The 25,272-nt window shown below is 65.1% G+C and carries 16 protein-coding genes; 11 read left to right on the top strand and 5 right to left on the bottom strand.

The features are described from left to right. Positions 1-14: 14 nt before the first annotated feature. From csrA to FIV42_RS09945, 3 genes are all read right to left on the bottom strand, one after another. Positions 15-200 carry a carbon storage regulator CsrA gene (gene csrA, locus FIV42_RS09935; protein ID WP_141197529.1) on the bottom strand — a complete coding sequence of 62 codons (186 nt, stop codon included), beginning with the start codon at positions 198-200 and terminating at the stop codon, positions 15-17. Positions 201-709: 509 nt separating this feature from the next. Further along, on the bottom strand, positions 710-2,650 hold the full coding sequence (locus FIV42_RS09940; protein WP_141197530.1) for a DNA gyrase/topoisomerase IV subunit B: 1,941 nt from the start codon (positions 2,648-2,650) through the stop codon (positions 710-712). Positions 2,651-2,944: 294 nt separating this feature from the next. After that, the gene (locus FIV42_RS09945) at positions 2,945-5,083 is read right to left on the bottom strand and encodes a hypothetical protein (RefSeq protein WP_141197531.1); all 2,139 of its coding nucleotides are present in this window, start codon (positions 5,081-5,083) and stop codon (positions 2,945-2,947) included. 545 nt (positions 5,084-5,628) lie between these two features. Here FIV42_RS09945 and FIV42_RS09950 point away from each other — a divergent pair. From FIV42_RS09950 to FIV42_RS09965, 4 genes are all read left to right on the top strand, one after another. After that, positions 5,629-7,038, top strand: coding sequence for a hypothetical protein (locus FIV42_RS09950; RefSeq protein WP_141197532.1), 1,410 nt, complete (start codon positions 5,629-5,631; stop codon positions 7,036-7,038). 229 nt (positions 7,039-7,267) lie between these two features. Continuing rightward, on the top strand, positions 7,268-9,271 hold the full coding sequence (tkt, locus tag FIV42_RS09955) for a transketolase (RefSeq protein ID WP_141197533.1): 2,004 nt from the start codon (positions 7,268-7,270) through the stop codon (positions 9,269-9,271). 249 nt (positions 9,272-9,520) lie between these two features. Next, positions 9,521-10,600: a hypothetical protein gene (locus FIV42_RS09960; RefSeq protein WP_141197534.1), complete on the top strand. Its 1,080-nt coding sequence runs from the start codon at positions 9,521-9,523 to the stop codon at positions 10,598-10,600. Beyond that, positions 10,597-11,049, top strand: a complete 453-nt coding sequence (locus FIV42_RS09965; RefSeq protein WP_141197535.1) for a hypothetical protein — start codon at positions 10,597-10,599, stop codon at positions 11,047-11,049. The genes FIV42_RS09960 and FIV42_RS09965 overlap by 4 nt, the downstream gene beginning before the upstream one ends. 2 nt (positions 11,050-11,051) lie before the next feature. Here FIV42_RS09965 and FIV42_RS09970 read toward each other — a convergent pair whose 3' ends face one another. Next, positions 11,052-11,228: a DUF1328 domain-containing protein gene (locus tag FIV42_RS09970; RefSeq protein WP_141197536.1), complete on the bottom strand. Its 177-nt coding sequence runs from the start codon at positions 11,226-11,228 to the stop codon at positions 11,052-11,054. 118 nt (positions 11,229-11,346) lie between these two features. Here FIV42_RS09970 and FIV42_RS09975 point away from each other — a divergent pair, with 118 nt between their 5' ends. From FIV42_RS09975 to FIV42_RS10005, 7 genes are all read left to right on the top strand, one after another. Beyond that, complete coding sequence (locus tag FIV42_RS09975) at positions 11,347-12,537, top strand: NAD(P)/FAD-dependent oxidoreductase (protein WP_141197537.1); 1,191 nt, start codon at positions 11,347-11,349, stop codon at positions 12,535-12,537. 9 nt (positions 12,538-12,546) lie between these two features. Then, positions 12,547-13,131: a tRNA-(ms[2]io[6]A)-hydroxylase gene (gene miaE / locus FIV42_RS09980; protein WP_141197538.1), complete on the top strand. Its 585-nt coding sequence runs from the start codon at positions 12,547-12,549 to the stop codon at positions 13,129-13,131. A 131-nt stretch (positions 13,132-13,262) separates the two neighbouring features. Then, positions 13,263-14,618: a glycosyltransferase family 2 protein gene (locus FIV42_RS09985; RefSeq protein WP_141197539.1), complete on the top strand. Its 1,356-nt coding sequence runs from the start codon at positions 13,263-13,265 to the stop codon at positions 14,616-14,618. Between the two features lie 1,000 nt (positions 14,619-15,618). Next, complete coding sequence (gene istA, locus FIV42_RS09990; RefSeq protein ID WP_168210300.1) at positions 15,619-17,190, top strand: IS21 family transposase; 1,572 nt, start codon at positions 15,619-15,621, stop codon at positions 17,188-17,190. Continuing rightward, complete coding sequence (istB, locus tag FIV42_RS09995; protein WP_141195814.1) at positions 17,177-17,929, top strand: IS21-like element helper ATPase IstB; 753 nt, start codon at positions 17,177-17,179, stop codon at positions 17,927-17,929. Before istA ends, istB begins: the two co-directional genes overlap by 14 nt. A 506-nt stretch (positions 17,930-18,435) precedes the next feature. Continuing rightward, entirely contained in the window at positions 18,436-19,230 is a 795-nt protein-coding gene (locus tag FIV42_RS10000) for a hypothetical protein (protein ID WP_141197540.1), read from the top strand. 210 nt (positions 19,231-19,440) lie between these two features. Beyond that, complete coding sequence (locus FIV42_RS10005) at positions 19,441-21,534, top strand: FG-GAP repeat domain-containing protein (RefSeq protein WP_168210530.1); 2,094 nt, start codon at positions 19,441-19,443, stop codon at positions 21,532-21,534. Between the two features lie 302 nt (positions 21,535-21,836). On the opposite strand, the gene FIV42_RS10010 is transcribed toward FIV42_RS10005, so the two are convergent. Beyond that, positions 21,837-25,268 carry an alpha-amylase family glycosyl hydrolase gene (locus FIV42_RS10010; protein ID WP_141197542.1) on the bottom strand — a complete coding sequence of 1,144 codons (3,432 nt, stop codon included), beginning with the start codon at positions 25,266-25,268 and terminating at the stop codon, positions 21,837-21,839. Positions 25,269-25,272 lie beyond the last annotated feature (4 nt).

Consider the following 25,272-nt stretch of genomic DNA (forward strand, 5'->3'; position numbering starts at 1 on the left):
TGTCGGTGTGGCGACTAATCCTCGTCGCCGTTTTCTTTTTGCTGCTGGATTTCTTCGTAGAGCTCTTCTCGATAAATGGGAATCTCGCGCGGCGCGACGATACCGATACGCACCTGATTGCGACGAATCTCTTTGACGACAATCTCTATCTCATCGCCGATCCGAATCGATTCCCCAACCTTCCTGGTGAGGGTGAGCATACGCTCTTCTCCTTGTCGAAAGTGGTGTCCTCCATGACAACGACCGTGACACCTGAGGGCAAATTTACGCTCACCTTCCGTAGCTTGCGATAATTGTCCGCTCAGTATTGTACCGCTCAAAGGGAAAATCGACAAATTTCCCACACGGTCCACGGTTTGGGCTCCTGCCCAGGGGTCAACGGAAGTCCTTCTCCGCCGCCCACAATCTAACCCTAAGGCAGAACTTTAAGGGGGGCAAAAAAATTGTGCGAGGATGTAGGATAAGGTGGGAAGCTTTTCGCGGAGCGGGGCCTTGGCCCCTGCGGAGCCAGCGCCGGTGCAGCCCCGCGGCTTGCCGTGGGGTATTGATCATCAACAATCACATGGGTTCATCCATGTGATGTCGCATTCAGCCAAATTGTGAAAATCAAAATTGAGCCGGTTTTAGGAATCGACCGAATGACCCCAAGGCAAGCCTTGGGGCTGCACCGGCAATGGCTCCGCTCGGGGCGAGCCCCGGCTCCGCTGACTTAAACGTCGAGTTCCTCACCATCGACCAACCCGGCGTTGGTCATGATGAAGTCGAAGCGCACCGACGCGTCGCGGCCCATCAAGTCGCCGATGACCTCGTCGGTCTCGTTGCTGTACTCCTCGGGCACGGTGACCTGAAGCAGACGGCGCTGCTCCGGGTCGAGGGTGGTCTCTTTGAGGGTCTTGGCCATCATCTCGCCCAGACCCTTGAAGCGCTGGATGTTGATCTTCTTTTTCCGCTTGGTCGCCAGCTCGGCCATGATCTCCTCTTTGTGCTGGTCGTCGAGCGCCCAGAAGATCTCGTTGCCGTAGTCGATGCGGTACAGCGGCGGCTGGGCGATGAACAGGTGGCCATCGGTGATCAGCCGCGGGATGTAGCGGTAGAAGAAGGTCAGCAGCAAGGTCGCGATGTGGTGGCCGTCGGAGTCGGCGTCCATCAGCAGGATGATCTTGCCGTAGCGCAGCTTCGAGGCGTCGTACTGGTCGCCGATGCCGCAGCCGAGCGCGTCGACCACGTTGGAGAGCTCCTTGTTGTTGACGACCTTCTTGAGCGTGGCCTGCTCGGCGTTGAGCACCTTACCGCGAAGCGGCAGGATCGCCTGGGTGTTGCGGTCTCGGCCCTGCTTGGCGTTACCACCGGCCGAGTCACCCTCGACGATGAACAGCTCGGACTCCTCGGGGTCGGTCGACGAGCAGTCGGCGAGCTTGCCGGGCAGGTTGAGCCGGTGGCTGACCGCGCGCTTGCGCTTGACCTTCTTGACCGCCGAGCGCGACGCCTGACGAGCCTTGGCCGCCTGGATGATCCGCTTGGCGATCTTCTCGCCGGTATTCGAGTTCGAGTACAGGTACTGCTCGAGCTCCGAGCGCACCAAACCGCCCACTAGGCGCTTGACGCCCGGGTTATTGAGCTTGTCCTTGGTCTGGCCCTGGAATTGCGGGTCGAGCATGAAGATATTGACGACCGCTTTGACACCCTCGCGGATATCCTCAGTGCCGATCTTGAGGCTCTTGGGGGCGATGTCATTGGTGTCGAAGTAGTTGCGCAGCGCCTTTTGCAGCCCGTCCTTAAAGCCACCTTCGTGGGTACCACCGTCGCGGGTCGGAATGCCGTTGACGAAGGTGTAGAACTCCTCTTTGGTGTCCTCGGTCCACTGCAACGCCACCTCGATGCGGGTGACGTTGTCGCCGTCGGGCGTGTCCTCTTCGAAGTAGATCTTATCGGTGTGGATCGGCGGCTGCTTCGACTCCTTGGTGACGTGGTCGAGGTAGTCCTTGATGCCGCCGTCGTGCTTGAACTCGTGGTAGGCGTCGTTGACTTCGTCGCGGAAGACGATGCGTAGACCCGAGTTCAGGTACGTCTTGATCTCGAGGCGCTCGGCCATGAGCTTCGGGTCGAACTCGGTGTCCTCGAAGATCTCGGCGTCGGGCTGGAAGAAGATTTCGGTACCCGTGCCGCGCACGCCGTCTTTGACGACCTCGAGCTTGGTGCGCGGGATGCCGCGCTCGTAGCGCTGCTCGTGCAGTTTGCCGTCGCGCTTGACCCGCGCGATGAGCACCTCACTCAAGGCGTTGACCACCGAGCTACCCACACCGTGCAGGCCGCCGGAGGTCACGTAGTTCTGCCCGTCGAATTTACCGCCGGCGTGCAGCGTGGTCAGGATGATCTCGAGCGCGCTGCGGTCCTCGCCAGGCTTGGCGTCGACCGGGATGCCTCGGCCGTTGTCGGCCACCGTGACCGACTCGCCGTCGGCGTGCAGCGTCACCTCGATGGTCGACGCATACCCGTTGATCGCCTCGTCGACCGAGTTGTCGACGATCTCCCAGATCAGGTGGTGCAGGCCCGTCTTGCCGGTGCCCCCGATGTACATGCCCGGGCGCTTTCGGACCGGCTCGAGGCCCTCGAGAATGGTGATATTACTTGCGGTATATTCGGTAGCCACAGCGTTACTTCCTGCGTGTGTACTTCGTCCGTGAACTTTCAAAACATAGGGCGAGACGCCGCATAGGAAACACCAGGATGCGCGTGAACGCAAGGGAATCCACGGCTCGTCGCCCGTCTAGCCTTAGGAAACGTGCCCGAGGCACTGAAATTCCGTACAGTACCAGATACGTACGCCAAGGCAAGGGCCGTCGCGCACGCCCCTACAACGCAACATGAAACGCAACAAGGCCGACTCCGAGGAGCCGACCTTGTGCATCGCTGCATCAATCAGATTGCTGTGCGCGATCGGGCTTTAGGGCAAGGTGAAGCTCAACTCGTGCTTGTCACCGTCCTGCCCGGTCGACTGACCCTTCCACTCTTTGACCGTCTGACCGTCCTGCTTGACGATCAGGTCGAAGGTGCCTTGGCCGGTCGACTGGAAGTTCTCGACCTCGAAGGTCATCTGGGTGCCCGACGGCGGCGCGGCGCCCGTCTGCTCCATGACGATCGACTCGGTGTACTTCCCGTTGCTGTCTTTGATGCCGTAGCAACTTCCGCCGAAGCTCGCCGGGCACTCGTCGCCCTCGTGGCGGTAGCTGCTGCCGTTGGTGAAGCTGTCGTCCTGGTAGTCGATGTACTCGGGCTGGAGCATCGCCAGGTCGAGGTCGACCGCGTCGCTCTCCCAGCTCAACTCGACTTCCAAGGGCTTGGGCGCCTCGTCGCCCAGGCACGTCTTGACGCACAGGGGCATCTCGTCGTTGGCCGGGCAGTAATCCGAGCAGGTGTCGTTGATGGGCTTGTTCCACTCGCACTTCGAGCCGCAGATATTGGCGGCGGTCAGGCCGATCTTCGACTCGATGCCGATGCGACCGCACAGGCTGGCCGGGTTCTCGCCGCAGGCGCTCGACGGCGAGCTGCCGTCACGCACGCTGAACACCCCGCCGGCGTCGAATTGCACGCTGGCGTAGGGGCTGAACGGCTCGAGGTAGGGGCCGGCGACGTCGTAGAGCAACAGGTCGATGCGCGGGGAGAACTGCAGCTTGGCGCTGGCCTTGCCGGTCAGGTTGACCGTCAAATCCTGCTCCTCGAGGTTCAGCCCCTGGAAGCCCGGATTCGGGCGACGCTCGGGGTTGCCCTCGAAGCTGCCATCGATGCCCTTGTAGAACGGCTCGATGCTCCCGTCGTTCATGCGCACGCCATAGCCCTCGTCCTCACCCGAATCGGCGAAGTAGTGAAAGCCGTTGCCGTAGCGAAGGCCAGTGACCTCGACCGGGTTGAGCTCGATGGTGGCCTCGGCGCTGGCCTCGGCGCTAGCCGTCAGCGTCGCCTTGGCGTTGGCGGTGATGTAGACCGGGAACCAACCGATGAAGAAGAGCTTGCTCATCAGTCGCTTGTCGTGGGTCTCCCAGATCGTCCACGACTTTTTGGCCGAGGCCGAAAAGCCCACCTTGAGCGGGCCGGTGGTCGGCGTCAGCGAGCCCTCGGCGTCGAAGACCATGCGCTTGAGCGCGCCGGTGCAGTTGTCCTTGGCCCAGTCGACCTGAACCGGGTGCGGCGGAAGGTAATCGCCGCAGGGGCCGGCCTTGACCTGAGTGAGCGTCTTGGTGCCCTCGTAGTAGGCGTTGAAGTCGGCATCGCACGAGGAGTTTTGGGCCGCGTAGTCGAGGGAAGCGATGATGTCGTTACACGACGGGCCGGCCGCGTCGAACCAGAAGCCGTCGTACTCGGTGCTCTCGTAGACGCAACGGTTGGCCTGGCAGCTCACGCCGCGGTTCTCGCCGCGTGCGGCCTCCGGGAAGCAGTCGTTGGTGCTATAACAGGTCTTGGTCCCCGTAAACGTAGTGTACGAGGTGTCCATGTTGCTGCCCGGCTCGATCTTCAGGTCCATGTAGACGCTGGCGTCGAGCTGGATCTGGGGCTTGGCGCTAAACGACACGCCGTTGTTGGCCGTGTAGGTGATCGTGCCGCCGGAGACCTGCAGGTTGGGGATCGACTGCGTCTTCGAGTCGGGCACGCCGATGGAGACCGTGCCCGAGGAGATGCGCGGTGCTTCCTGAGCGCCCAATTCCTGGCGGCGAACCCCCGAGGTGTCGGTCTCGGTGGGCTGCTGCGGGGTCAACTCCCCCTTGTAGACCGCCTCGGTCAACTGGGCGTTGCGCGTGTTGAAGATCAACGCGCTGTCGGTGCGCTCGACGCTCTCGACCTTGCGCAGGAACGGACGGTCCGGGTTGGCCGAGACGAGCACGTCGCCCCGGTCGAACTCGCTGGCCGCTTCGGCCGGCGCGCCGCTCACCGGAAATACCAGGCGATTGGGCTCGACCTGAATCTGGTCGACCACATCGTTGGCGATCTGGTGCGTCCAGGGCATGACCACGTTGGTCTTCTGGGCGATATACTCGTCGCCCAAATCCATCGGTGTGCCCTGCTCGCTGTCATCCGCAGTCGAGTTCACGACGCGAGATTCCTGCTCGCCGCAACCAACGGCCAGCGTCAGACTCAGACCGACCAATAAAGCCGGCAGGCGAAATCGTCTCTTAGCATCCATCTGCGCAATCATTCTTTCCTCTATATTTCCGACTCGGCAGCAACCATTCGTTCCGACACGAACCTGCAATAGCTATTTCTTCAGCGTTAGGAACAGCAATAATTGATCCACTTCCCTTGTACGAAGCGCCACTGCTTGCTGCAAGACTTGTGATGCCTCGCAGCTGTGACATTTTGGCACGCACCTGGTGACTACTGCCCCCAACCTACACCAGTAACCAAAAGTAAAACTGGCGTTTATTGCGTTGAGGCTTTGCGAAGCACTTCGAATAGTACTGGAGACGCCTTACGCCCGCAAGGCGGCGGCTCACCGGGCGCGCCAAGCCTGTGCAACAATCCGGTGACGCCGCCCGCCGACCCCTCGTGCGCCCGATAGCCGCTTGTTTGTGGGTCACGGGGGCGTTACGATACCGAACAGTGTAGCCAGCAGTCACCGAGCCTCGATAGGTCCGCATGTCACATCGTATCCGTCATCTGGGCAGCTTTCTGATCGTCGCAATGGCCCTTACCGGTTGCACGAACGAGACGAGACTGGTCAGCACCCTCGACAATGGAGACGCCTCTCACAACGACGTCTCCCCTCAAGATGCCGCGGACCCCGACACGACTCTGCCGCCGCAGGACACCGGACCGGACACCACCGAGGTGGACACCGGCCCCAACCCTCCCGAGGGCCCCTCGGTAGCCATCTACTGCGCTCAGGCCGCACGCGTGATGTGTGACAGGCTCTACGAATGCGCCGACGCGACGGTCACGCTGCGCAGCCAACTCGAGGGCAACTTCGGCTTCGACGACCAGTACGAGTGCCGCCAGAAGATGACCCGGCGCATGGTCGAGTTCTGCCACCCGGCCGCCATCAGCGCCCAGAAAGGCCGCCTCGACTACAGTCCCCAGGCCGCCGACACCTGCCTCGACACGATGCAGACGACGAGTTGCGCTGACTTCGCCGCCGGCCTGCCGCCGCTTCGCTTCATGACGCTCTTCGAGCCGACCTTCTGCGGCGACATCGGCGTGGCCACCCGCCAGCCCTCCGACGCCTGCTTGTCCCACAGCGACTGCACCGGTGAGGACGCCTACTGCGACGGCTCGAGCTACGTCGGGAACGTGGCCACCAACGGCACTTGCGGCGTGCGCGGCCAAGCCGGCCAGTCTTGCACGCTCCCCGAAGACTGCGCCGAGGGCCTCTACTGCGACCGCGACGGCGTCTGCTCCGAACCTCCCGGCGAGAACGAGCCCTGCACGAGCATCTGCCAGTCGGGCCTCATCTGCAATCGCGAGGTCGACGAATGCCGTCCCCTGGGAGGCGACTCCGACCCCTGCTACGAGGCGATCGAGTGCCAGCCCGACCTGGCCTGCGGCGCCGACAACACCTGCCAGACTCCGCCCGCCAACGGCGAGTCGTGCTTCGAGCGCTGCCAGCCCGACCTGAAGTGCAACCTGCAAACCGGCACCTGTGAGCCGCTGCCCAGCCAGGGCGAAGACTGCTCGGGCGAGTGCGCCGACGGCTTTGTGTGCGGCGCGGACTCTACATGCCAGCCCATCGCCTCCGAAGGCGACTCCTGCGCGTCCAACGACTGCACCGACGGACTCCTGTGCACCAACGCCACCGCCACTTGCGTCGTCCCGGCCCTCGTCGATACCTCCTGCGAGCCCGGAAACTGCGTCTGGTACGCCACCTGCCATCCCTCGGGCACCTGCGACCCGCTCCCCTCGCTCGGCGAGGCGTGCACCGGCGCGTGCATCGAGCCGGCGGTCTGCTCCGGCGGCACCTGCACCGACCCCTCCAACCTCGAGCCGTGCGACAGTGGAAGTTGTAGCGCCGCTGACGAGTTCTGTGACGACGGCGTCTGCGTCAAAGGGTGACAACACCCCACTCGCGACCCGATCCCCAAGTCTGACAAATCAGCCGGGGGCTCCTCCCCAGCGCGTCCAGCGCAGGGGAGGTGGTCGAGCGCCCCGCGCGAGACCGGAGGGGCCACGCCAACAAGCAAGGGATTTCAGTCCCTCCATTGACACATATGGTCGAACGCGGCATTAGTGCCCCCGCAAAAAGCGCCCGAATTCCCTGCAGTTCTCACCTGTCGAGAGGACCATGAGCGACGCGAGCAAGAAAGGCATCGAAGAGTTGACCGTCAACACCATCCGCACCCTGGCCATGGACGCCGTCCAGAAGGCCAACAGCGGCCACCCGGGCGCCCCCATGGGCCTGGCCCCCGCCGCCTACGTGGTGTGGCACAATCACCTGCGTCACAACCCCAAGAACCCCGACTGGCACGACCGCGACCGGTTCATCCTGTCGAACGGCCACGCCTCCATGCTGCTGTACGCCATGCTTCACCTGACCGGCTACGAGCAGATGACCCTCGAGCAGATCGAGAACTTCCGCCAGTGGGACAGCGCCACCCCCGGCCACCCCGAAAACTTCGAGACCGAAGGCGTCGAGATGACCACCGGCCCGCTCGGCCAGGGGTTTGCGACCGCCGTGGGCATGGCCCTGAGCGAAGCGCAGCTCAACGAGCGCTTCGACGGCGTGGTCGACCACTTCACCTACGTCTTCTGCTCCGACGGCGACCTCATGGAGGGCATCTCCCATGAGGCCGCTTCGCTCGCCGGCCACCTCGGCCTGGGCAAGCTCGTCTACATCTTCGACGACAACAGCATCACCATCGACGGCGGCACCGACCTGACGTTCACCGAGGACGTCCAGAAGCGCTTCGAGGCCTACGGCTGGCACGTGCAGACCGTCGAGGACGGCAACGATCTCGACGCCATCGACGAGGCGGTCGAGGCCGCCAAGCAGGTCACCGACAAGCCCAGCATCATCGCGCTGCGCACCGTCATCGGCTACGGCTCGCCCAACAAGGCCGGCAAGTCCTCCTCGCACGGCTCGCCGCTGGGCGACGACGAAATCGCCGCCACCAAAGCGGCGCTCGGCTGGGAGTACGACGAGCCGTTCTTCGTGCCCGAAGAAGTCCAGGCCCACATGAGCGCGGCGGTCGATCGCGGCCACCAGCTCGAGAGCGAGTGGGCCGACCGCCTCGAGAAATACGCCGAAGAGGCCCCCGAGAAATACGCCGAGCTCACCCGCCGGCTCGCCGGCAAGCTCCCCGAGGGCTGGGACGCCGACCTGCCCACCTTCGAGCCCGACGCCAAGGGCATGGCCACCCGCAAGTCGAGCGGCGCGGTCGTCAAAGAGCTGTACGCCAAGCTCCCCGAGTTCACCGGCGGCTCGGCCGACCTGGCCGGCTCGAACAAGACGCTCTTCGAAGAGTTCGGCATCATGAGCCCGGGCCACTTCGACGCCCAGAACATCCACTTCGGAGTGCGCGAGCACGCCATGTTCGCCATCGCCAACGGCATGACGCTGCACGGCGGCACCCGCGGCTTCGGCGCCACGTTCCTGATCTTCTCGGACTACATGCGCCCGGCGCTGCGCCTGGCCGCGCTCATGCAGACCCCGTCGATCGGCGTGTTCACCCACGATTCCATCGGTCTGGGCGAAGACGGCCCCACCCACCAGCCCATCGAGCACCTGGCCTCGCTGCGCGCCATGCCCAACATGACGGTGCTGCGCCCCGCCGACGCCAACGAAGTGCGCGAGTGCTGGCAGGTCGCCATCGAGAACACCACCGGCCCGTCGTCCCTGGCGCTCACCCGCCAGTCGGTGCCCACCCTCGACCGCGAGGCGCTCGGCAGCGTCGGCGACGCCACCAAAGGCGCCTACATCCTGGCCGACAGCGACGCCGATGAGCCGGAGGTCATCTTGATGGCCTCGGGCAGCGAAGTCGCCGTCTGCCTCGACGCCTACAAAAAGCTCACCGACGAGGGCGTCGCCGCCCGCGTCGTCAGCATGCCCTCCTGGGAGGTCTTCGAGGCGCAAGACGACGCCTGGAAGGAGCAAGTCCTTCCCAAGAGCGTCACCAAACGCGTGGCCGTCGAGGCCGCCGCCACCTTCGGCTGGGAGCGCTACACGGGCTGGGACGGCCACGTCCACGGCCTCGATCGCTTCGGCAAGTCGGCCCCGGCCGGCGAAGTGTTCGAGAAGCTCGGCTTTACCGGCGACAACATCGCCGAGTTGGCCAAAGGGCTTCTGTGATCGCCTAGCTTTATGAGGCCCCCCATCCGCCTCGCGCTAAACTGCGCGCGAGGCACCTTCCCCCCGGGGAAGGGATGCCCCTGCGGAAAGCAAGGCGTAGCTTTATGAGGCCTTGCGAAAAGCAACGTGGTCCAAAGAAGCTAAGGCAGCCCTTCCCCCGGGGGAAGGTGCCCGTAGCGAAGCGAAGGGCGGATGGGGGGCGTCAAGAAGCTACGCCTCACTCTCTCATCAAACCGAGGCTTCAAAGCGATGCACAAAACGCTGTCTGTCGTCATTCTGGCTACTCTTTGCGCCATCGCCTCCCCCGCCATGGCCCAGTCCCCCACCGTCGAAGGCGCCCTGCAGACCCACTTCGGCGCCGACTCCGACGACCCGGCCGCCCAGGTCCTGCGTAAAGCCGGCTACAGCTACGAGCGCACCCTCGTCGCCGAGATGCTCCCCAGCGAGACGACCCTCTTCGTCGAGGTCGAGCTCGCCCGCGACGACACCAACCTGCGATACCCGCTCAAACTCGCCCGCAAGCTCGACGGCGGCGAGGTACGCTGGTCGGTCGACTGGTCCCCCGTCGAGGACTACGCCCGCGGCCTGGTCGCCGTGGGCAAAGACGACGGCCTCGCCCCCATCAACGCCAAGACCGACTGGATCGCCGTCGAGCGCCTGCCGGCCTTTCCGGTCATCGTCGGCGAGCAGGTCTTCGTGACGCCCTACGGCCGCGTGGCCACCCAAACGCAGCCGTCGGGCGACGAAGCCGCCCAACTCGCCCCGCCCAAAAAGCTCGCCGAGCACGCCCAGCGCTGGATCGGGCTCACCCTCGAGGACGAGCCGGGCACCGCGAACGTCGACCTGATCTTGTCGCCCGACGTCACCTGGCAACGCGCTACCACAGCGCTCATGGCGCCGGCCTCGTTCGGCATGTTTCGCATGTATGTGGTGGGGAGTAACGATGGGCGCCCGGTCGCCTTCGCCACCGCCGCGCCGGTCCTGCGCCAGGCGCCCGACGGCGCGGCCCCGCTCGTCGTGGGCATGTACCCCGCCGGCGAAGAAAGCGCCTTCAAAGTACGCATCGGCGACGAAGTCGTCGCCGGCGAGGACGCCTGCGCCGCCGCGATGACCTTCTGCGCCAAGACGCTCGCCGACTTCGAACAACAGGCCCTCGACCGGATCACCGCCGCGGTGACCGAAAAGCAGACCAAGCTCGCCTACGTGATGTTCGCCGCCACCGGCGACTTCGAAGCGAGCGCCGTCGCCAATCACCTCATCGGCCTGGGCCGCGCGCTGGGCGTGCCGACCGCCAAGATCTTCATGGGCTATATCGGAGGCAAGCAATGATGCGAGCACGCCGCCACCAAAAAATCCGAAACCCTCGCCGGCTTGATCTCGTCTACTTACTGGCCTGCTTACTCGTAGGCCCCTGGCTGACCGGCTGCGCGACGACGCCCCAAACGACGGCTCAAACGGGCGAGGCCGAAACGACCGCGCAGACAACCCCGGCCACCCCGGCCCCCGAAGGGCCGTTCGAGGCCGCACAGACGTGGGCGAGCGAGTTTTCGGCGGACACGGCCCCCGAGGCCGTCCGTGAAGTCGTCGGCGACTGGAAGCGCGCTCGGGTCGCCCGCGTATGGGCCTCCGGCGAGGAGTACCGCGCGGTCGTTGTACAAAAAAGCACCGCCAGGGAAACCCCAGCGGTGCTGCTTCGCATCACACGAGGCGACGCGAAGAGGTGGGAGGTCACCGGTGTCGAGCCGACGACCTCCACAAACCTATGGTCGGAGTTATAGATTCATGTGCTAAGGCTCGATCCGCGCATCAAACCTGCGATGAGCATGAGCAGGAAGATGCCCAGGAACACGAAGAACAGAATCTTTGCGATCGTCGCCGCGCCTGCTGCGATGCCACCAAAACCAAAGACGGCTGCAACGATAGCGACGACGAGAAATACAAGCGCCCACTTCAGCATGACGCCTCCTCGTTAGAGAGAAGATGAACCTCGGGTTCCCCCCGTACTTCCGAGGACTTTTGCTAACTCCGAATCCAAGATAAGCACCAGCAACCTACTGAAAACACTAGGATAGAACGTGGTACAGCAGCGACTTGCAATTTTGGGGGCCGGACCGATCGGACTCGAGACCGCGCTGTACGCGCTCGGCAAGGGCTATGAGGTACAGGTTTACGAGCGCGACATGCCCGGCGCCCACGTCGCCAGGTGGGGCCACGTACGCCTGTTCTCGCCCTGGGAGATGAACCGAAGCCCGTGGGGCGAGCGCGCGGTACGCGAGGCGGGCCACGAGCTGGCCGACGCCGAGGCGTTTCCGACCGGCCGCGAGTACCTCGACCGCTATCTGCTGCCGCTGGCGCGCCTCGAAAGGCTGCGCGGCCGCATCCACGAGGGCAGCAAGGTCGTCGGCGTCTCCCGACGCCACGCGCTCAAGGGCCACTACATCGGCGACGAGAAGCGCGCCGAAGGCCCCTTCGTCCTCCTGCTCGACGAAGCCGACGGCGAGCGCTACGTCGAGGCCGACATCGTCATCGACACCACCGGCGTGTATGACCAACCCGGCCACCTCGGCCCCGGCGGGCTGCCCGCCCTGGGCGAACGCGCCGCCGACAGACTCATCGAGCGCCACATCCCCGACGTGCTCGGCACCGACCGCGCACAATACGAAGGCAAGACGACGCTGCTCGTCGGAAACGGCTACTCGGCGGTCACCTCGGCGCATCTGCTGGCCAAGCTGCACGCCGACGCCCCCGAAACACACGTCCACTGGCTGCTGCTCGACGACGCCCCGCCCTACGCCCCCATGGCCGACGACCCGCTCCCCGAGCGCCTCGCCCTGGCCACCTTCGGCAACGACGCCGCCCGCGGCCAGGTCGACGGCATCGCCCCGGTCTTCGGCCAACTGCAACGCCTCGAACTCAGCAATGACGGGCTCGTCGCCGACGTCGACTTGGTCGACGGCACGCGCACCCTCGAGCTCGACCGAGTCATCGGCAACGTGGGCTACAAGCCCGACGCGAGCCTGTACCGCGAGCTGCAGATCCACCAGTGCTACGCCTCCGAAGGCCCCATGAAGCTCGCCGCCTACCTGCTCAGTCAAAGCGGCGGCGGCGGCGACTGCCTCGCGCAGACCAGCGGCGGCTTCGAAACCCTGGTCAGCCCGGAACCCGACTTTTACATTTTGGGCGCAAAGAGTTACGGACGTAACTCGGACTTCTTGCTCAAGCTAGGCTTCGAGCAAATCGAAGAGTTATTCGCCGGACTGCAGTAAAGACGACATATGTTCAAATTGAGAGCCGACACCCCACCCGAGTGGGCCGTCTACGTCGCCGACCACCTCGACCAATTCCTCATCGACCACGCCGCCTGCGAGCGAAAGGCCTCGGCCAACGCCATGCACTTCGTGGTGCGCTACCCCGACCGCGCCGACATCGTCGACGCCATGGTCGAGGTCGCCCGCGAGGAGCTCGAGCACTTCCACGACGTCTTCCACCTGATGCAGGAGCGCGGCGTCGAGCTCGCCGCCGACGAAAAGGACCCCTACGTCAACGCGCTGCTCAAAAAGAGCCACAAAAAGGGCGAAAAACGCCTGCTCGACCGGCTGCTCTTGGGCTCGATCATCGAATACCGCGGCTGCGAGCGCTTCGCGATGCTCTCGCGCGAACTCGCCAAACGCCCCGACGACGCCGCCCTCGCCGAGTTCTACAAAGAACTCGCCGCCAGCGAGTCGAAGCACCGCGGCGACTTCTACGAGCTCGCCCTGAACCACTTCGACCGCGACGACGTCGAAGCACGCCTCGACTTCTGGCTCGACCTCGAAGGCCAGATCGTCGACGAGTTGCCCATTCGCGCGGCGTTGCACTAAGAGTTCACCACGGGGCTCACGGAGAGAAGCTGTTTACGCCTTTACCCGTGCTCCCGTGCTCCCCCTGATAAACCCCCCATGGCTTTTTACGCCTTTCCCCGTGTCTCCGTGCCCTCCGTGGTGAAACCCCCATGGCAAAAAGGCCCAACAAAGCAATCCGTCGCTACCTGAAGCGCCACGGCCACGACGTGCCCGAAGCGAGCACGCTGCCCGCGCCGCACCCGGACTTACGCGCCTCGGTGGTCATCCCCGCCTACGACGAGCTCGACAATATCGGCCGGGTCATCGCCTCGCTGGAGCAGGCGAGCGAGACACCCGAGGTGTTCGAGGTGATCGTGGTGGTGAACAACGCCCGCGATGCTGCCGCCGACAAGGTCGAGGCGAACCGAAAGACGATCGCGATGCTGCGCGACCTGCAGACGCCGTTCGCGCTGCACGTCGTCGACCGCTCGCGTCCGGAGCAGGCCTACGACCCGGAGGACGCCGGCGTGGGGCTCGCCCGGCGTGAGGGCGCCGACCTGGCGCTCGAGCGGCTTCTGTCGGTCGGCCGCGGCGCCGACGGGCTCATGCCGTGTCTGGACGGCGACTCCCCGGTCGCCCCCGGCTACATCGACGGGCTCATCGCCGAATTCGACGCCTACCCCGACATGCTCGCCGGTGTGTGCCGCTACCGCCACCCGGTGCCCGACGAGGGCGAGCACGCCCGCGCCATCGCCGCCTACGAGGCGTGGATGCGCTACTGGGAAGCCGCGATGGTGCTCACAGGCTCGCCGTACGCCTTCCAGTCGATCGGCTCGTGCATGGTCCTGAGCGCCCGCGGCTACGCCCTGGCCGACGGCATGCCCACGCTGCAGGCGCTGAGCGACTTCTACGTGCTCGAAAAGGTCATCAAAGCCGGCGGCCCGGGCGCCGTGCGCCAACTCGGCGCCCCGCTCGTCTACCCGTCCGCGCGCCCCTCCGGCCGCGTGCCCCGCGGCACCGGGCCCAGCGTCCGCATGCAGATGGAGACGGGCACCACCCGCTTCGAGATGGCCGAGCCCCCGGGCGTCTTCTTCGCCCTGGGGAGCCTGTTCGACGCCGTCCAAGAGGGCTTTCGCAACCCCGAGGCCCTGCGCGACGCCGTCGACAGCTCCGGCGCCTACGCCCCCATCCTCGCCAAACTGCTCCAAGAGTACCTCGACGAGATCGACGCCTGGCCCACCTTCGCCAAGCTACGCGACAACGCCCCCACCGCCGCCCACTTCGCGCGCCACTTCCACACCTGGTTCGACAACCTCAAGGTCGTCAAATTCGCCAACGTCGCCAAGCGAAGCCGCGGCGGAGTGTGGATCTTCGACGCCGTGCGCGACGTCTACGCCGCCCTCGGCCTCACCCAGGTCGCCACGAAGATCCCGCGCGTCGGCCCCGACGAGGCCGACGTCGCCGCCTGGCGCGAGCTTCTGGACGTGCTGCGCGACGCGGAATTGGCGGTGCATCTGTCGATGTAAGTGATGCTCTTCTATGCAGAAGTGATGGCCTTGCCGGTGCGCGGCGCCTGCTACATGGGGCGCCCTGAACTGCGGGCGATAAGGACATAGGGGTCGCGCTGTCGGGGCGTGCGGGTTGTCGCAGCCTGCGTTGGAGGGGTCACAACCATCGTGGCGCGGCGCCTCGCAGCCCTCATGTCCTTAACGCGCGTAGTCCAGCGCGCCCCATGTAGAGGGCGTTCCTCCTCTGCAAGGCCTCCTCTCTGTTCTCAACACGGTGTCTGACACCGAGTTCAGCGGACACCGTGTCGCTGGCCTTGCCGGTGCGCGGCGCCTGCTACATGGGGCGCCCTGAACTGCGGGCGATAAGGACATAGGGGTCGCGCTGTCGGGGCCTTCGGGTTGTCGCAGCCTGCGTTGGTGGGGATTACAACCATCGTGGCGCGGCGCCTCGCAGCCCTCATGTCCTTAACGCGCGTAGTCCAGCGCGCCCCATGTAGAGGGCGTTCCTCCTCTGCAAGGCCTCCTCTCTGTTCTCAACACGGTGTCTGACACCGAGTTCAGCGGACACCGTGTCGCTGGCCTTGCCGGTGCGCGGCGCCTGCTACATGGGGCGCCCTGAACTGCGGGCGATAAGGACATAGGGGTCGCGCTGTCGGGGCCTTCGGGTTGTCGCAGCCTGCGTTGGTGGGGATTACAACCATCGTGGCGCGGCGCCTCGCAGCCCTCATGTCCTTAACGCGCGTAGTCCAGCGCGCCCCATGTAGAAGGCGTTCCTCCTCTGCAAGGCCTCCTCTCTGTCCCTTGCCGACACTTTGTCACAGACCGGGGTAAGTGATCGTAGCTGGTTCGCCCAAAGTGACCACGGCTGGTTCGGCCAAAGTGATCGGCCCTGGTTCGGCCAAAGTGATCGCAAAATCGGGCGGATGTCGATGACCTGAAACGCTCAGACTGGGAGAATGCAGAGCAGATGGCTTTAGCCCCTGCTCTGGAGGACCCGATGAGCAATGAGAGGATCGACATGCATCGATTACAAGACCTGGTGCGGATGCACCGTGAGGGCGTTGGCTGCCGCGAGATTGCCCGCCTTCTAAAGATGAGTCCCAATACCGAGCGCAAATACCGCCACGCGCTCGATGAGGCTGGATTGCTCAAAGGCGAGCCTTCCGAGATCATCCCACTGGACGAGCTCAAGCAGGCGGTCGCAGAGCTCCTTCCGACGAGCACGCCGCCCCAGGAGACCTCCACGGTCGAGCCGTGGCGCGCACAGATTGAAGAGATGTACGAGCGCACGCGCTCACCCCGAGCCATCTGGGACAGGCTTCGGCTCGAGCACGCCGATTTCGACGGCAGCCTGTCCGCCGTCAAGCGCATGTGCGCCCGCATCAAAGCCGACAGAGGCCCACGTCCGCAAGATGTGGTCATTCGCGTCGAGACCGCGCCAGGAGAGATTGCCCAGGTCGACTTTGGCTATGTCGGCCGACTCTTCGACCCGATGAGCGGCAAAGTCAGAAAGGCTTATGCCTTCGTGATGGTCCTGGGCTTCAGCCGTCTGATGTACGTCGACCTGGTTTTCGACCAAAAGGTCGACACCTGGCTTCGCCTGCACGTCGACGCCTTCGAGTACTTCGGCGGCGTGCCCGAGACGGTGGTGCCGGACAATCTCAAAGCGGCGGTTGTGCGCTGCTATTTCGGGCTCAAGGACAAACCGGAGCTCAACCGAAGCTACCGTGAGCTTGCTCGCCACTACGGCTTTATGATTGACCCGACCCCGCCGTATGCCCCTGAAAAGAAGGGCAAAGTCGAGTCGGCGGTCAAGTACGTCAAATCAAACTTCTTTGCGCCGCGCGCCCTCGAGAAGCTCGACGAGGCCAAGGAGCAATTGAGCCTGTGGCTCGACCAGATTGCCAATCGGCGAGTCCACGGCACCACTCACAGGGTGCCCCGCGAGCACTTCGACGCTGAGGAGGCAGAAGCACTTAAAGCACTGCCGCCGACGCCCTTTGTGCCGGTGGTCTGGAAGAAGGCCAAGGTCCACCGCGACAGCCACGTCGAATTCGAGCGCCGGCTCTACTCGGTGCCGTTTCGGCTCATCGGCCAGACCGTCTGGATCCGAGCTCGAGGCGCAAGCGTCGATATCTTCTATGACGACGAGCTGTGCACCTCGCACAAGCGAAGCGGTCCCAGAAAGAGCACCCATGAGGCACACCTTCCTGAGGGGCGGCGCGATCTGCGCCACCGAAGCCGTCAGTGGTGGCAGGACAAGGCTGACCGGATGAGCCCGATCGTCGGCGAATATGTCGAGGAGGTCTTCGGGGCCGACGATGTCTTCAATCAGCTGCGCGCAGTCCAGGCGATCGTGTCGTACCTCGAGCAGTTCCCCGTCGAGCGTGCCGAGGGCGCCTGCCGAAGGGCTCGCGCTTTCGGAAACTACACCTATCAAGGCATCAAGCGGATTCTGGTGGAGGGCATCGACTTAGAGCCTGCCATCCCGCAGGCCGTCTACGTGCACGGCAAGCTCGCCCACCCGCGTTTTGCCCGAAATTTCGAGGAGCTGGCCCTGGCCGAGGAGGTCTACCATGAGCGCTCGTGATGATCTGGTCCCCATCCTCAAGCGCCTGCGGCTGTCGGGGCTTCTCAATACGCTGGAGCTTCGCGCCGAGCAGGCCGTCGACGACAAGCTTGGCTACGTCGACTTTGTCTATCGACTGCTCCACGACGAGGTGGAGCGCCGCGATGCCAATAAGCTGACGCGCTTGATTCGCCAGGCTGATTTCGAGGCCCACAAAACGCTTCAGGATTTCGATTTCAGCTTCAATCCCAAGATCCCACGCGAGCGGATCATCGAGCTCGGCACCACAAGCTTTGTCGAGCGCCAAGAAAACGTGCTCCTGGTCGGCCCGGCCGGCACGGGCAAGTCGCACATCGCCCAGGCGCTGGGTCACCGGGCCTGTCGAGCCGGCTACAAGACCAGGTATGTCGCCGCACATCAGCTTTTGAGCGAGCTTCGAGCAGCCCGCGCCGACCGCAGCTGGGACAAGCTGATGTACAAGCTGTGCGCGGTCGACCTCCTGATCATCGACGATCTTGGGCTGCGTCCGCTGGCCCAGGACGAGCCGGTCGACCTGTACGAGCTGATACGCCGCCGCTACGAGCAGGGCTCGCTCGTGATCACATCCAACCGCGCCATCGACGAGTGGTACGCCATGTTTGGTGACGCGCTGCTCGCCAGCTCGGCGATGGACCGACTGCTACACCACTGCCACGTCGTCACGCTCGACGGGCACTCGTATCGAAACCCGCCGTCGAAAGCCCGAGCCAAGACGGCCTAAACCCGATCACTTTGGCCGAACCAGCACCTTGAGGAGAACGACGAGAAATCGCCCATGACATCCGCCCGAAAATCGCGATCACTTTGGCCGAACTGAGCGCGATCAGTTTGCCCGTCCGTTGACACACTTCTCTGTCGCCCGCCGACACTTCTCTGTGGCCCGCCCACGCTTCTCTGTAGCCTTCCAGCACTTCTCTGTAGCCGGTTTGAAGCATCTCTGTAGCCCACCGACGCTTCTCTGTAGCTCGCCGAGCTGTCTCTGTAGCCCGCCGACGCTTCTCTGTAGCCCGCCGACGCTTCTCTGTAGCCCGCCGAGCTGTCTCTGTAGCTCGGCGCGCTCTCTCTGTAGCCGCCCATTGCCTGCGCCGCCATCTCTGCATAGACTGCTCTCACTTTCCGACAGAGCAGTTGTGTCGGGTGGGGCATCAACCAACCTGGCCACGCAGCTATCCCGTGGACCGTGGGGGTCTGTGGGGCGGTCGTGGCCGCGACCAACGGAGGAAGACTATGCCGACGAACCACCTGGAAACGCTCGCACCGACGCTGACCACCCTCGACGCCGCCGACGTCCACGCGCCGGCGGGCATGCCCATCGCCACCATCTTGGCCGAGGCCGACGACCTCGCCGTGCTTACCCGCAAAGACCAGATTCGCCAGCGCCTGCTCGGCGTCGGGATCGATCCGGCGAGGCTCGACCTGTTGCCAGTGGCCGTCGGGGCCTGCCGTCAGGCGCAGGCGCAATGGGTGCAGGCGCGCTACGGCACCCGCACGCAGGCCGACCTCGAGCTGATCGCCCGGGCCGATGAGCTGCGCTCCAACGGCCTTCGCGCCGGGCGCTGGAACCTGCGCCGCGACCGCCGCGCCCGCGCCACCCTCGACATGATCACCGAGGGCGACGACCAAGACGATCTCGTTCAAGATCTGCACGAATTGGCCAGCCTGGTCGACGACAACCTCGCAGCCTTCGCCAGCGACCAGTCCTTCGACGCCTCCACCTTCATCGACGAGGCGCTCCAGCTCGCCCAGCAACTGTCGACGGCCAACGCCGAGTACGCCGCGCGCATGAGCCCCGACCAAGCCAAAGACCTTCGCGACCGCGCCTTCACCCTCCTCGACGACCTCGTCGGCGAGCTGCGCGAGGCCGGCCGCTACGCCTACCACGACGACAAGGCGATGCGCCGCAAGTTCACCAGCGCCTACTGGCGCCGCCACAACCACGACGAGCCGCTGAGCGACCCGCCCATGCCCACGGCCGACGACGTCAACGACGGCGTCGACGAGCCGGCAGCCGACCCCGTCTAGGCGGCCCGAATGTCGGCGACACCGTGTCTGACACGGTGTCGCTGGACACGGTGTCGCTGGCCTTGCCGACACTTCTCTGTCGCTCGCCATCCCCACACGGTGTCTGACACCGTGTTCATCGCTCACCAATTATGTTAAATAGCCCCCCTCACTGGCGGTTCTTTCCGCCGGCTCCAATCAAAACGTATGGGAGGGAACATGAAGCCGACGATGAGACACCACGCGCCCCTGATCGCCTTGGCGATGCTGCTCGCCGCCTGCAACTCGGAGCCCGACGCTCGACCGGACGCGGGGGGTGATGCGGGAACCGACGACGCCTCAGCCGAAGTCGTCCAGCTCAGCGGCTCGGTGCAGAAGGGGCCGTTCGTCCTCGGCTCGTCGGTCGACGTGGCCGCGGTCGACGCGCAGGGTACTACCACCGGCGAGGTCTTCTCGACCCAAACCTCCAACGACCTGGGCGAATTCGAGGTGTCGGTGCGCTACACCGGGCTCGCCTCCATCGAGGCGTCGGGCTTTTATTACAACGAGGTGCGCGGCAACTTGTCGTCGGCCGAGTTGACGCTTCGAAGCTTCGCCGACATCCAGCCGGCAGCGACCCAGACCACCTACGTCAATATCCTGACCCACTTGAGCCACGGTCGCGTCGACACGCTGTTGGACGGCGGATTGAACTTCGCCGACGCCCGCCAGCAGGCCGAGACCGAGCTGGTCGCCGCGCTGGCGGTCGGACCGTCGAGCGCCTCGCCGGGCGCCGCCAACGAGCTGAGCATCCTGGGAGGCGACACCGACGCCAACGCCTACCTCTTCGCGGTGAGCACCATCTTCACGCAGGCCGCGAAGCTGCGTGCGGCCGACGGCGCGGGCAGCACCGAGGCGAACCTCCAAGAGCTCCTCAACCAGTACAGCGCCGACTTTGCCGCCGACGGACAACTCGACGCGGCGCGCGCCGACGAGCTTGTCGCCGCCGAGCGCGCGGTCGACACCGACCAGGTCGAAGCCATGTTGGCCGCGCGCCTCCAAGACCTCGGCTCGACGGCCACGGTGCCCGACCTCGACCGGTTTATCGACACCGACGGCGACGGCATCGTCAACGCCGACGACCCCTGCGTGCTCGACCCCTCCACGCAGCCGCAACACGCGATTTGCGCCGTGTCGGACGAGGTGCTCGTAGCGCTCGAGACCACCACCCGGCCGTACAAGTGGTGGGCAGCCGACTTCGACGGCGACGGCGAAGGAGAGATCGTGACCGTGGCGATCAGCGCCTCGTTGCGCTATATCGACCGCGCCGACGACGGCACGTTCACGCTGGGCGCCGAGCAGCGCGCCATCACCGTGGCGCCGGGCGAAAACGTCGAGGAGCCGCGGCTGCTCGACTACGACGACGACGGCGACCTCGACATCATCGCCGTGCACACTGGGCGCGACGACGCCCCAGACGTCGGCGCCATCGCCCTGCAAAACGACGGCGCCGGGCAGTTCACCCAGGTTTCACTGGACGTGCCGACCTCGACCTGGAGCGACGGCATCAACCTGACCTATATCGACGAGTACACCGCCGTGGACCTCGATGGGGACGGACTCCGCGACCTGGTGGTGCGCAGTTCGGGGCGGGTCGGGGTCATCCTGGCACAACAAGGCGGCGGCTGGTCCGACGTGACCGAGCTCGACCTGGGCACGCCGACGCTTCGCGGCCTGTCGCGCTTTGCGGTCACCGACCTCGACGCCGACGCCGATCTCGACGTCCTCATCAGCGCGGCCGACGAACCCTCCGACGGCGAGGTCACCGGCGCGATGTTCGCCCTCATCAACGACGGCGATGGAGAGCCTCAGGTCATGGGCCCGTACACCGACGGACTCGACGAGCGCTTCGCCGTCGCGGCCGAGCTGCACACGGGAGACTTCAACGCCGACGGCCACACCGACGCGTTACTCACCACCGACGCGTTTCCCTGCGAAGGCCAGTGCACCGCCGTGATGTACGGCGACGGCGCCGGCGCATTCGGCACCGCCGAGCCCCTCCCCGAAAAGGCCACGCTCCACCACGTCGACACCGGCGACTTCAACGGCGACGCAGTCAGCGACCTACTCGTCGCGGGCAACCAGACCGATTTCCTGCTCGGCGCCAGCGGCGGCCTCGCGCCCGGCCCCACCCTCGAACTCGACAAAGAGCATTTCCTGCGCTCGGCGCAGGTGGTCGACTTGGACGCCGACGGACGCAGCGACATCGTCACCGTCGAAGACCCGACAGGCGGCGAGTCGCTGCAGCTTCGCGGCTGGTATTTCGAGGGGCCCGCCAGCAACTGAGAAACACGGCATCTGACACCGTGTTCATCGGGACACGGTGTCGCTGGCCTTGCCGATGCGCGGCGCCTGCTACATGGGGCGCCCTGAACTGCGGGCGATAATGACATAGGGGTTGCGCTGTCGGGGCGTTCGGGTTGTCGCGAACGACACGGTGTCTGACACCGTGTCGCCGGCCTTGCCGATGCGCGGCGCGTCGCAGCCCTCATGTCCTTATCGCGCGTAGTCCAGCGCGCCCCATGTAGAGGGCGTTCCTCCGCTGCAAGGCCTCCTCTCTGTCCCCAACACGGTGTCTGACACCGTGTTCATGGCTCGACGCTCTCCAACAGTTTGTCGACCTGATACTCAGCGTCCTTCGACGCCTTGACGAGGGCTTCGATGCTCGCTTTGAGGCCCTCGGGGACCGCGATGCGCACCTTGTCGCCCGCGCGGGCTTCGTCGAGGGCCTGGGCGAGCGCGCCGAAGCGGGCCAGCCAGCGCATGAACAAGTCGAAGGACTCGCCGTGGTACCACAGCACGTCGTCGTGGCGGTTGATGCCCAAAAAGCTTCGGGCGTCGCCGTCTTCGAGGAGCGCCTCGAACAGCTCGGCGGGCGCGAGCGCCCAGGTCTCTTCGTCGGCGAGCCAGCCCTGGTTGCTCAGGCCGAAGCGTAGGAGCTCGATGGCGCGGGTGGTCGGGGCGGCGGAGACGTCGAGCTCGCGGAACAAGCGGGTGAGCACGAGCTCGACCGACCATTCGTCGAGCAGGCTGCGGATCTTGAGCCCGCTCTCCTCGGACGGCTCGACGCCGCCCAGGGGGCGCATGATGGCCCAGGCCCACAGGCCGGCGAAGATCAGCTTGGTCTGGACGGTGTCGCCGGCGTCTGCGCCGGTCACCGCCGGGGTGGTGTCCATGAGGGCTTCGAACTCGACGAGCACCTCGAAGTCGTGCTCGACCTCGGCGAGGTAACCCTCGACGTCGTCGATGCCGCCGAACTCGCCGGCGCATTCGGCCAGGGCCGACAACTTGGGGCGAAGCGCGTCGAGCAGCTCCTCGTCGGCGTCGCCCTTGGCCAGCGCCTCGACGCATTCAGGGGTGAGCACGTCTTCGAAGAGATCGTGCAGGGGCTCGAGCTCCATGTGGCGAAGCTCGGTGACGATGCTCGAGACGCCGCGGCCGCCCAGGCGCTCGGTGAGCCGGCGGTATTGGCCGTCTTCGGTGTCCCAGACCTCGCGAAAGTCGAGGAAGACGTGGCAATCGTAGGCCCCCAAGCTTACGAAGAAGCCCTTCTCGGCCAACTCGACCGAGCTTCGGATATATTCGAGGCCGGTGACGTGGTCTCGGAAGGTGACGAATTTGTTCGGGTCGGGCGACAGGCCGAGGCCATGGGCCAGGCGCTTTTGGACGATCTTGCCGTCGGCGCCGACCGACTTGTCGCGGTAGCCCACCGAGTCGCGGATCCAGCCGGAGGTCTCGGCGTACCTGTTGTGGTAGACGACCAGCGCGCTCTTGTCGCCCAGGCGGTTCGAGTAGGCGAAGACGTTCTGGTCGACGGTGTGGTTGCCGGTGTGGACGTCGTAGAGCAAGAAGTTTTGGACGCCGGCGAAGAGCCTGCGGTGGCGAAGCAGCGGAAAGATCTCGCGCTGGTGACGCTCGACGAGGCCTTCGTCGGGCGACTCGTCCAGGCGCGGCTCGTTGAAGTCCATGCCGTACTTTTCGACGAAGCCCTCCAACTGGCCGTGGCCGATCATCGGCAGGCCGGGCATCGTCGCCATGAGCGTGGCCACACCGAAATACTTGTCGCCCTTGCCGAATTGGGCGACCGCGGTCTCCTCGTCGGGGTTGTTCATGAAGTTGACGTAGCGCCGGAGGATGCGCGGGTCGAACTCCAGGGTCTCCTTCATGACCCGGCGGTAGCCGGCGTTGTCCTCGTCCGACAGCATATTCATGAACGCGCTGTTGTAGACGCGGTGCATGCCCAGCGAGCGCACGAAGTAGCCCTCGAGCATCCAGAAAGCCTCGGCCAACAGCAAGGTGTCGGGGGCTTCCTTGGCCACCCGCTCGACCACCTCGGTCCAGAACTCTCGGCGCATCACGCGGTCGAAGTCCTGCTTGCTCATGCCGTACTCGGCGCGCGAGGGGATGGCGCCCCCCGAGCCCGGCTGCGGGTACCACAGCCGCTGGATATGCTTTTTGACGAGCGTCATCGCCGCGTCGAAGCGGATGATGGAGCACTTTTTGGCGACGTCCAAAATCTGCTGGATCACCGCCTCGCGGGTGTCCGGGTTGAGGTAGTCGAGCTGGGCGGTGTCGTTCCACGGCATGCTCGTGCCGTCGTTGCCGTGGTAGAAGTACTGAGTGCTGCCGTGCTGGTAATCGACGCGTTTGAAGACGACGGCGGCGTCGGAGCGGTCGAAGTAGTGGTCCTCCAAAAAGATGCCGATGCGCTCGTCGTCGGACAGGTCGGGCCCGTTGAAGGTGTACGACGGGTACGGCGGGTCGTCGCGGCGCATGAAGCGCTCGGGGTGCTCGACCATCCACTTGGAGGTGATCCCCATGTGGTTGGGCACCATGTCGGCGGCCATGCGCACGCCGTGCTGCCGGGCGCGCTCGCGCAGCTTGTCCCACGCCTCCTGGCCGCCCAAGTCGTCGGCGATGCGGTACTCGTAGATGGAGTAGGCCGACGAGACGACGTGCGGGCTTCCGCTCAACTCCTTGATGCGCTTCGACGCCTCGCTTCGCTCCCAGAGGCCGATGAGCCACAGCCCACTGACGCCGGCCTGGCCCAGCCGGGCGAGTTCCTCGTCGGGGATCTGGTCGAGCCGGTAGATGTCTCGGTCGTAGCGGCGGCGAAGCTGGGTCAACCACACGTGGACATTCTTGGCGATGAGCACCAGCTCGGGCATCCAGCCCAGATCTTCGCTGAAGCGCTCGGGCTCCTCGTCGAGCTCTTCGAACGACGGCGGCTCGACCGGGCCGGGTCCGGGACCTCCGGGAAAGCGAAACGCCTTGTGCTCCTCGCTGAGCACGTCGAGCGTGGTCAGAAGCCCGCGCAGAAGCTCGGGCGGGAGCAGATGCCCCAGAAACTGGCGCAAAAACTGGAGCTGCGAGTCGAGAGTGTCGCCGCCGCGGTCGATGTGGGCGCGCAGAAGCGCGATGAGCGACTCGCCCTCGGGCCCGAAGCCGGGCGCGTCGTCGAAGTACTCCTGCAGCGTGGCGATGACCTTGTCGTACGAATCGTCGTACAGCGGCCCGGCGTCGAACAGATCGACGACGCGGCCCACCGCCGGGTTTTCGTTGAGCAGCCAGATGGCCAACAGCTCGGTGGTCAACTCACCGTCGGTCTCGCGCGACTCGACGTACTCGGTGACCGTCTGCTCGTTTTGGCGCACCGGCTCGGGCGGAAAGACCTCGAAGAAGTTGGTGAGCGAGGTCAAAAAGCCCTCGTCGCCCAACGTCTCTCGGAGCTCGTCTTCGGCCTCTTCGAGCGCTGCCGGATTTTTCTCGGAGCAGTAGCGCGTGATCAGAAAGCGCGAAACTTCGTCGAGCCTTGCGACCGCGCCCAAATGGCCGGGCTGGACGGCCAGCTCGGGGGCCTGCTGGACCTCGGGCGACTTGTTGAGGGTATTGGCGAGCTTTCGGATCTCGTAGAAGCTTTCCAGCTTGGCGCGACCGCGGGGGTCGACCATATCGCCGGCGTCGTAGCGGTTGCGGGCGTCGCCGGAGAGCAGGAGGCCTTGGGGCGTATTCGTGGGCATAGGC

It is taken from the genome of Persicimonas caeni (assembly GCF_006517175.1).
In the GTDB taxonomy this organism is placed as follows: domain Bacteria; phylum Myxococcota_A; class Bradymonadia; order Bradymonadales; family Bradymonadaceae; genus Persicimonas; species Persicimonas caeni.

Coding starts and splice junctions, on each gene's coding strand:
- FIV42_RS10010 (WP_141197542.1), bottom strand. CDS start 25,268: ATGCCCACGAATACGCCCCAAGGCCTCCTGCTCTCCGGCGACGCCCGC.
- istA (WP_168210300.1), top strand. CDS start 15,619: ATGCATCGATTACAAGACCTGGTGCGGATGCACCGTGAGGGCGTTGGC.
- FIV42_RS09950 (WP_141197532.1), top strand. CDS start 5,629: ATGTCACATCGTATCCGTCATCTGGGCAGCTTTCTGATCGTCGCAATG.
- istB (WP_141195814.1), top strand. CDS start 17,177: ATGAGCGCTCGTGATGATCTGGTCCCCATCCTCAAGCGCCTGCGGCTG.
- FIV42_RS09965 (WP_141197535.1), top strand. CDS start 10,597: ATGATGCGAGCACGCCGCCACCAAAAAATCCGAAACCCTCGCCGGCTT.
- FIV42_RS09970 (WP_141197536.1), bottom strand. CDS start 11,228: ATGCTGAAGTGGGCGCTTGTATTTCTCGTCGTCGCTATCGTTGCAGCC.
- FIV42_RS09985 (WP_141197539.1), top strand. CDS start 13,263: ATGGCAAAAAGGCCCAACAAAGCAATCCGTCGCTACCTGAAGCGCCAC.
- miaE (WP_141197538.1), top strand. CDS start 12,547: ATGTTCAAATTGAGAGCCGACACCCCACCCGAGTGGGCCGTCTACGTC.
- FIV42_RS10000 (WP_141197540.1), top strand. CDS start 18,436: ATGCCGACGAACCACCTGGAAACGCTCGCACCGACGCTGACCACCCTC.
- FIV42_RS10005 (WP_168210530.1), top strand. CDS start 19,441: ATGAGACACCACGCGCCCCTGATCGCCTTGGCGATGCTGCTCGCCGCC.
- FIV42_RS09960 (WP_141197534.1), top strand. CDS start 9,521: ATGCACAAAACGCTGTCTGTCGTCATTCTGGCTACTCTTTGCGCCATC.
- tkt (WP_141197533.1), top strand. CDS start 7,268: ATGAGCGACGCGAGCAAGAAAGGCATCGAAGAGTTGACCGTCAACACC.
- csrA (WP_141197529.1), bottom strand. CDS start 200: ATGCTCACCCTCACCAGGAAGGTTGGGGAATCGATTCGGATCGGCGAT.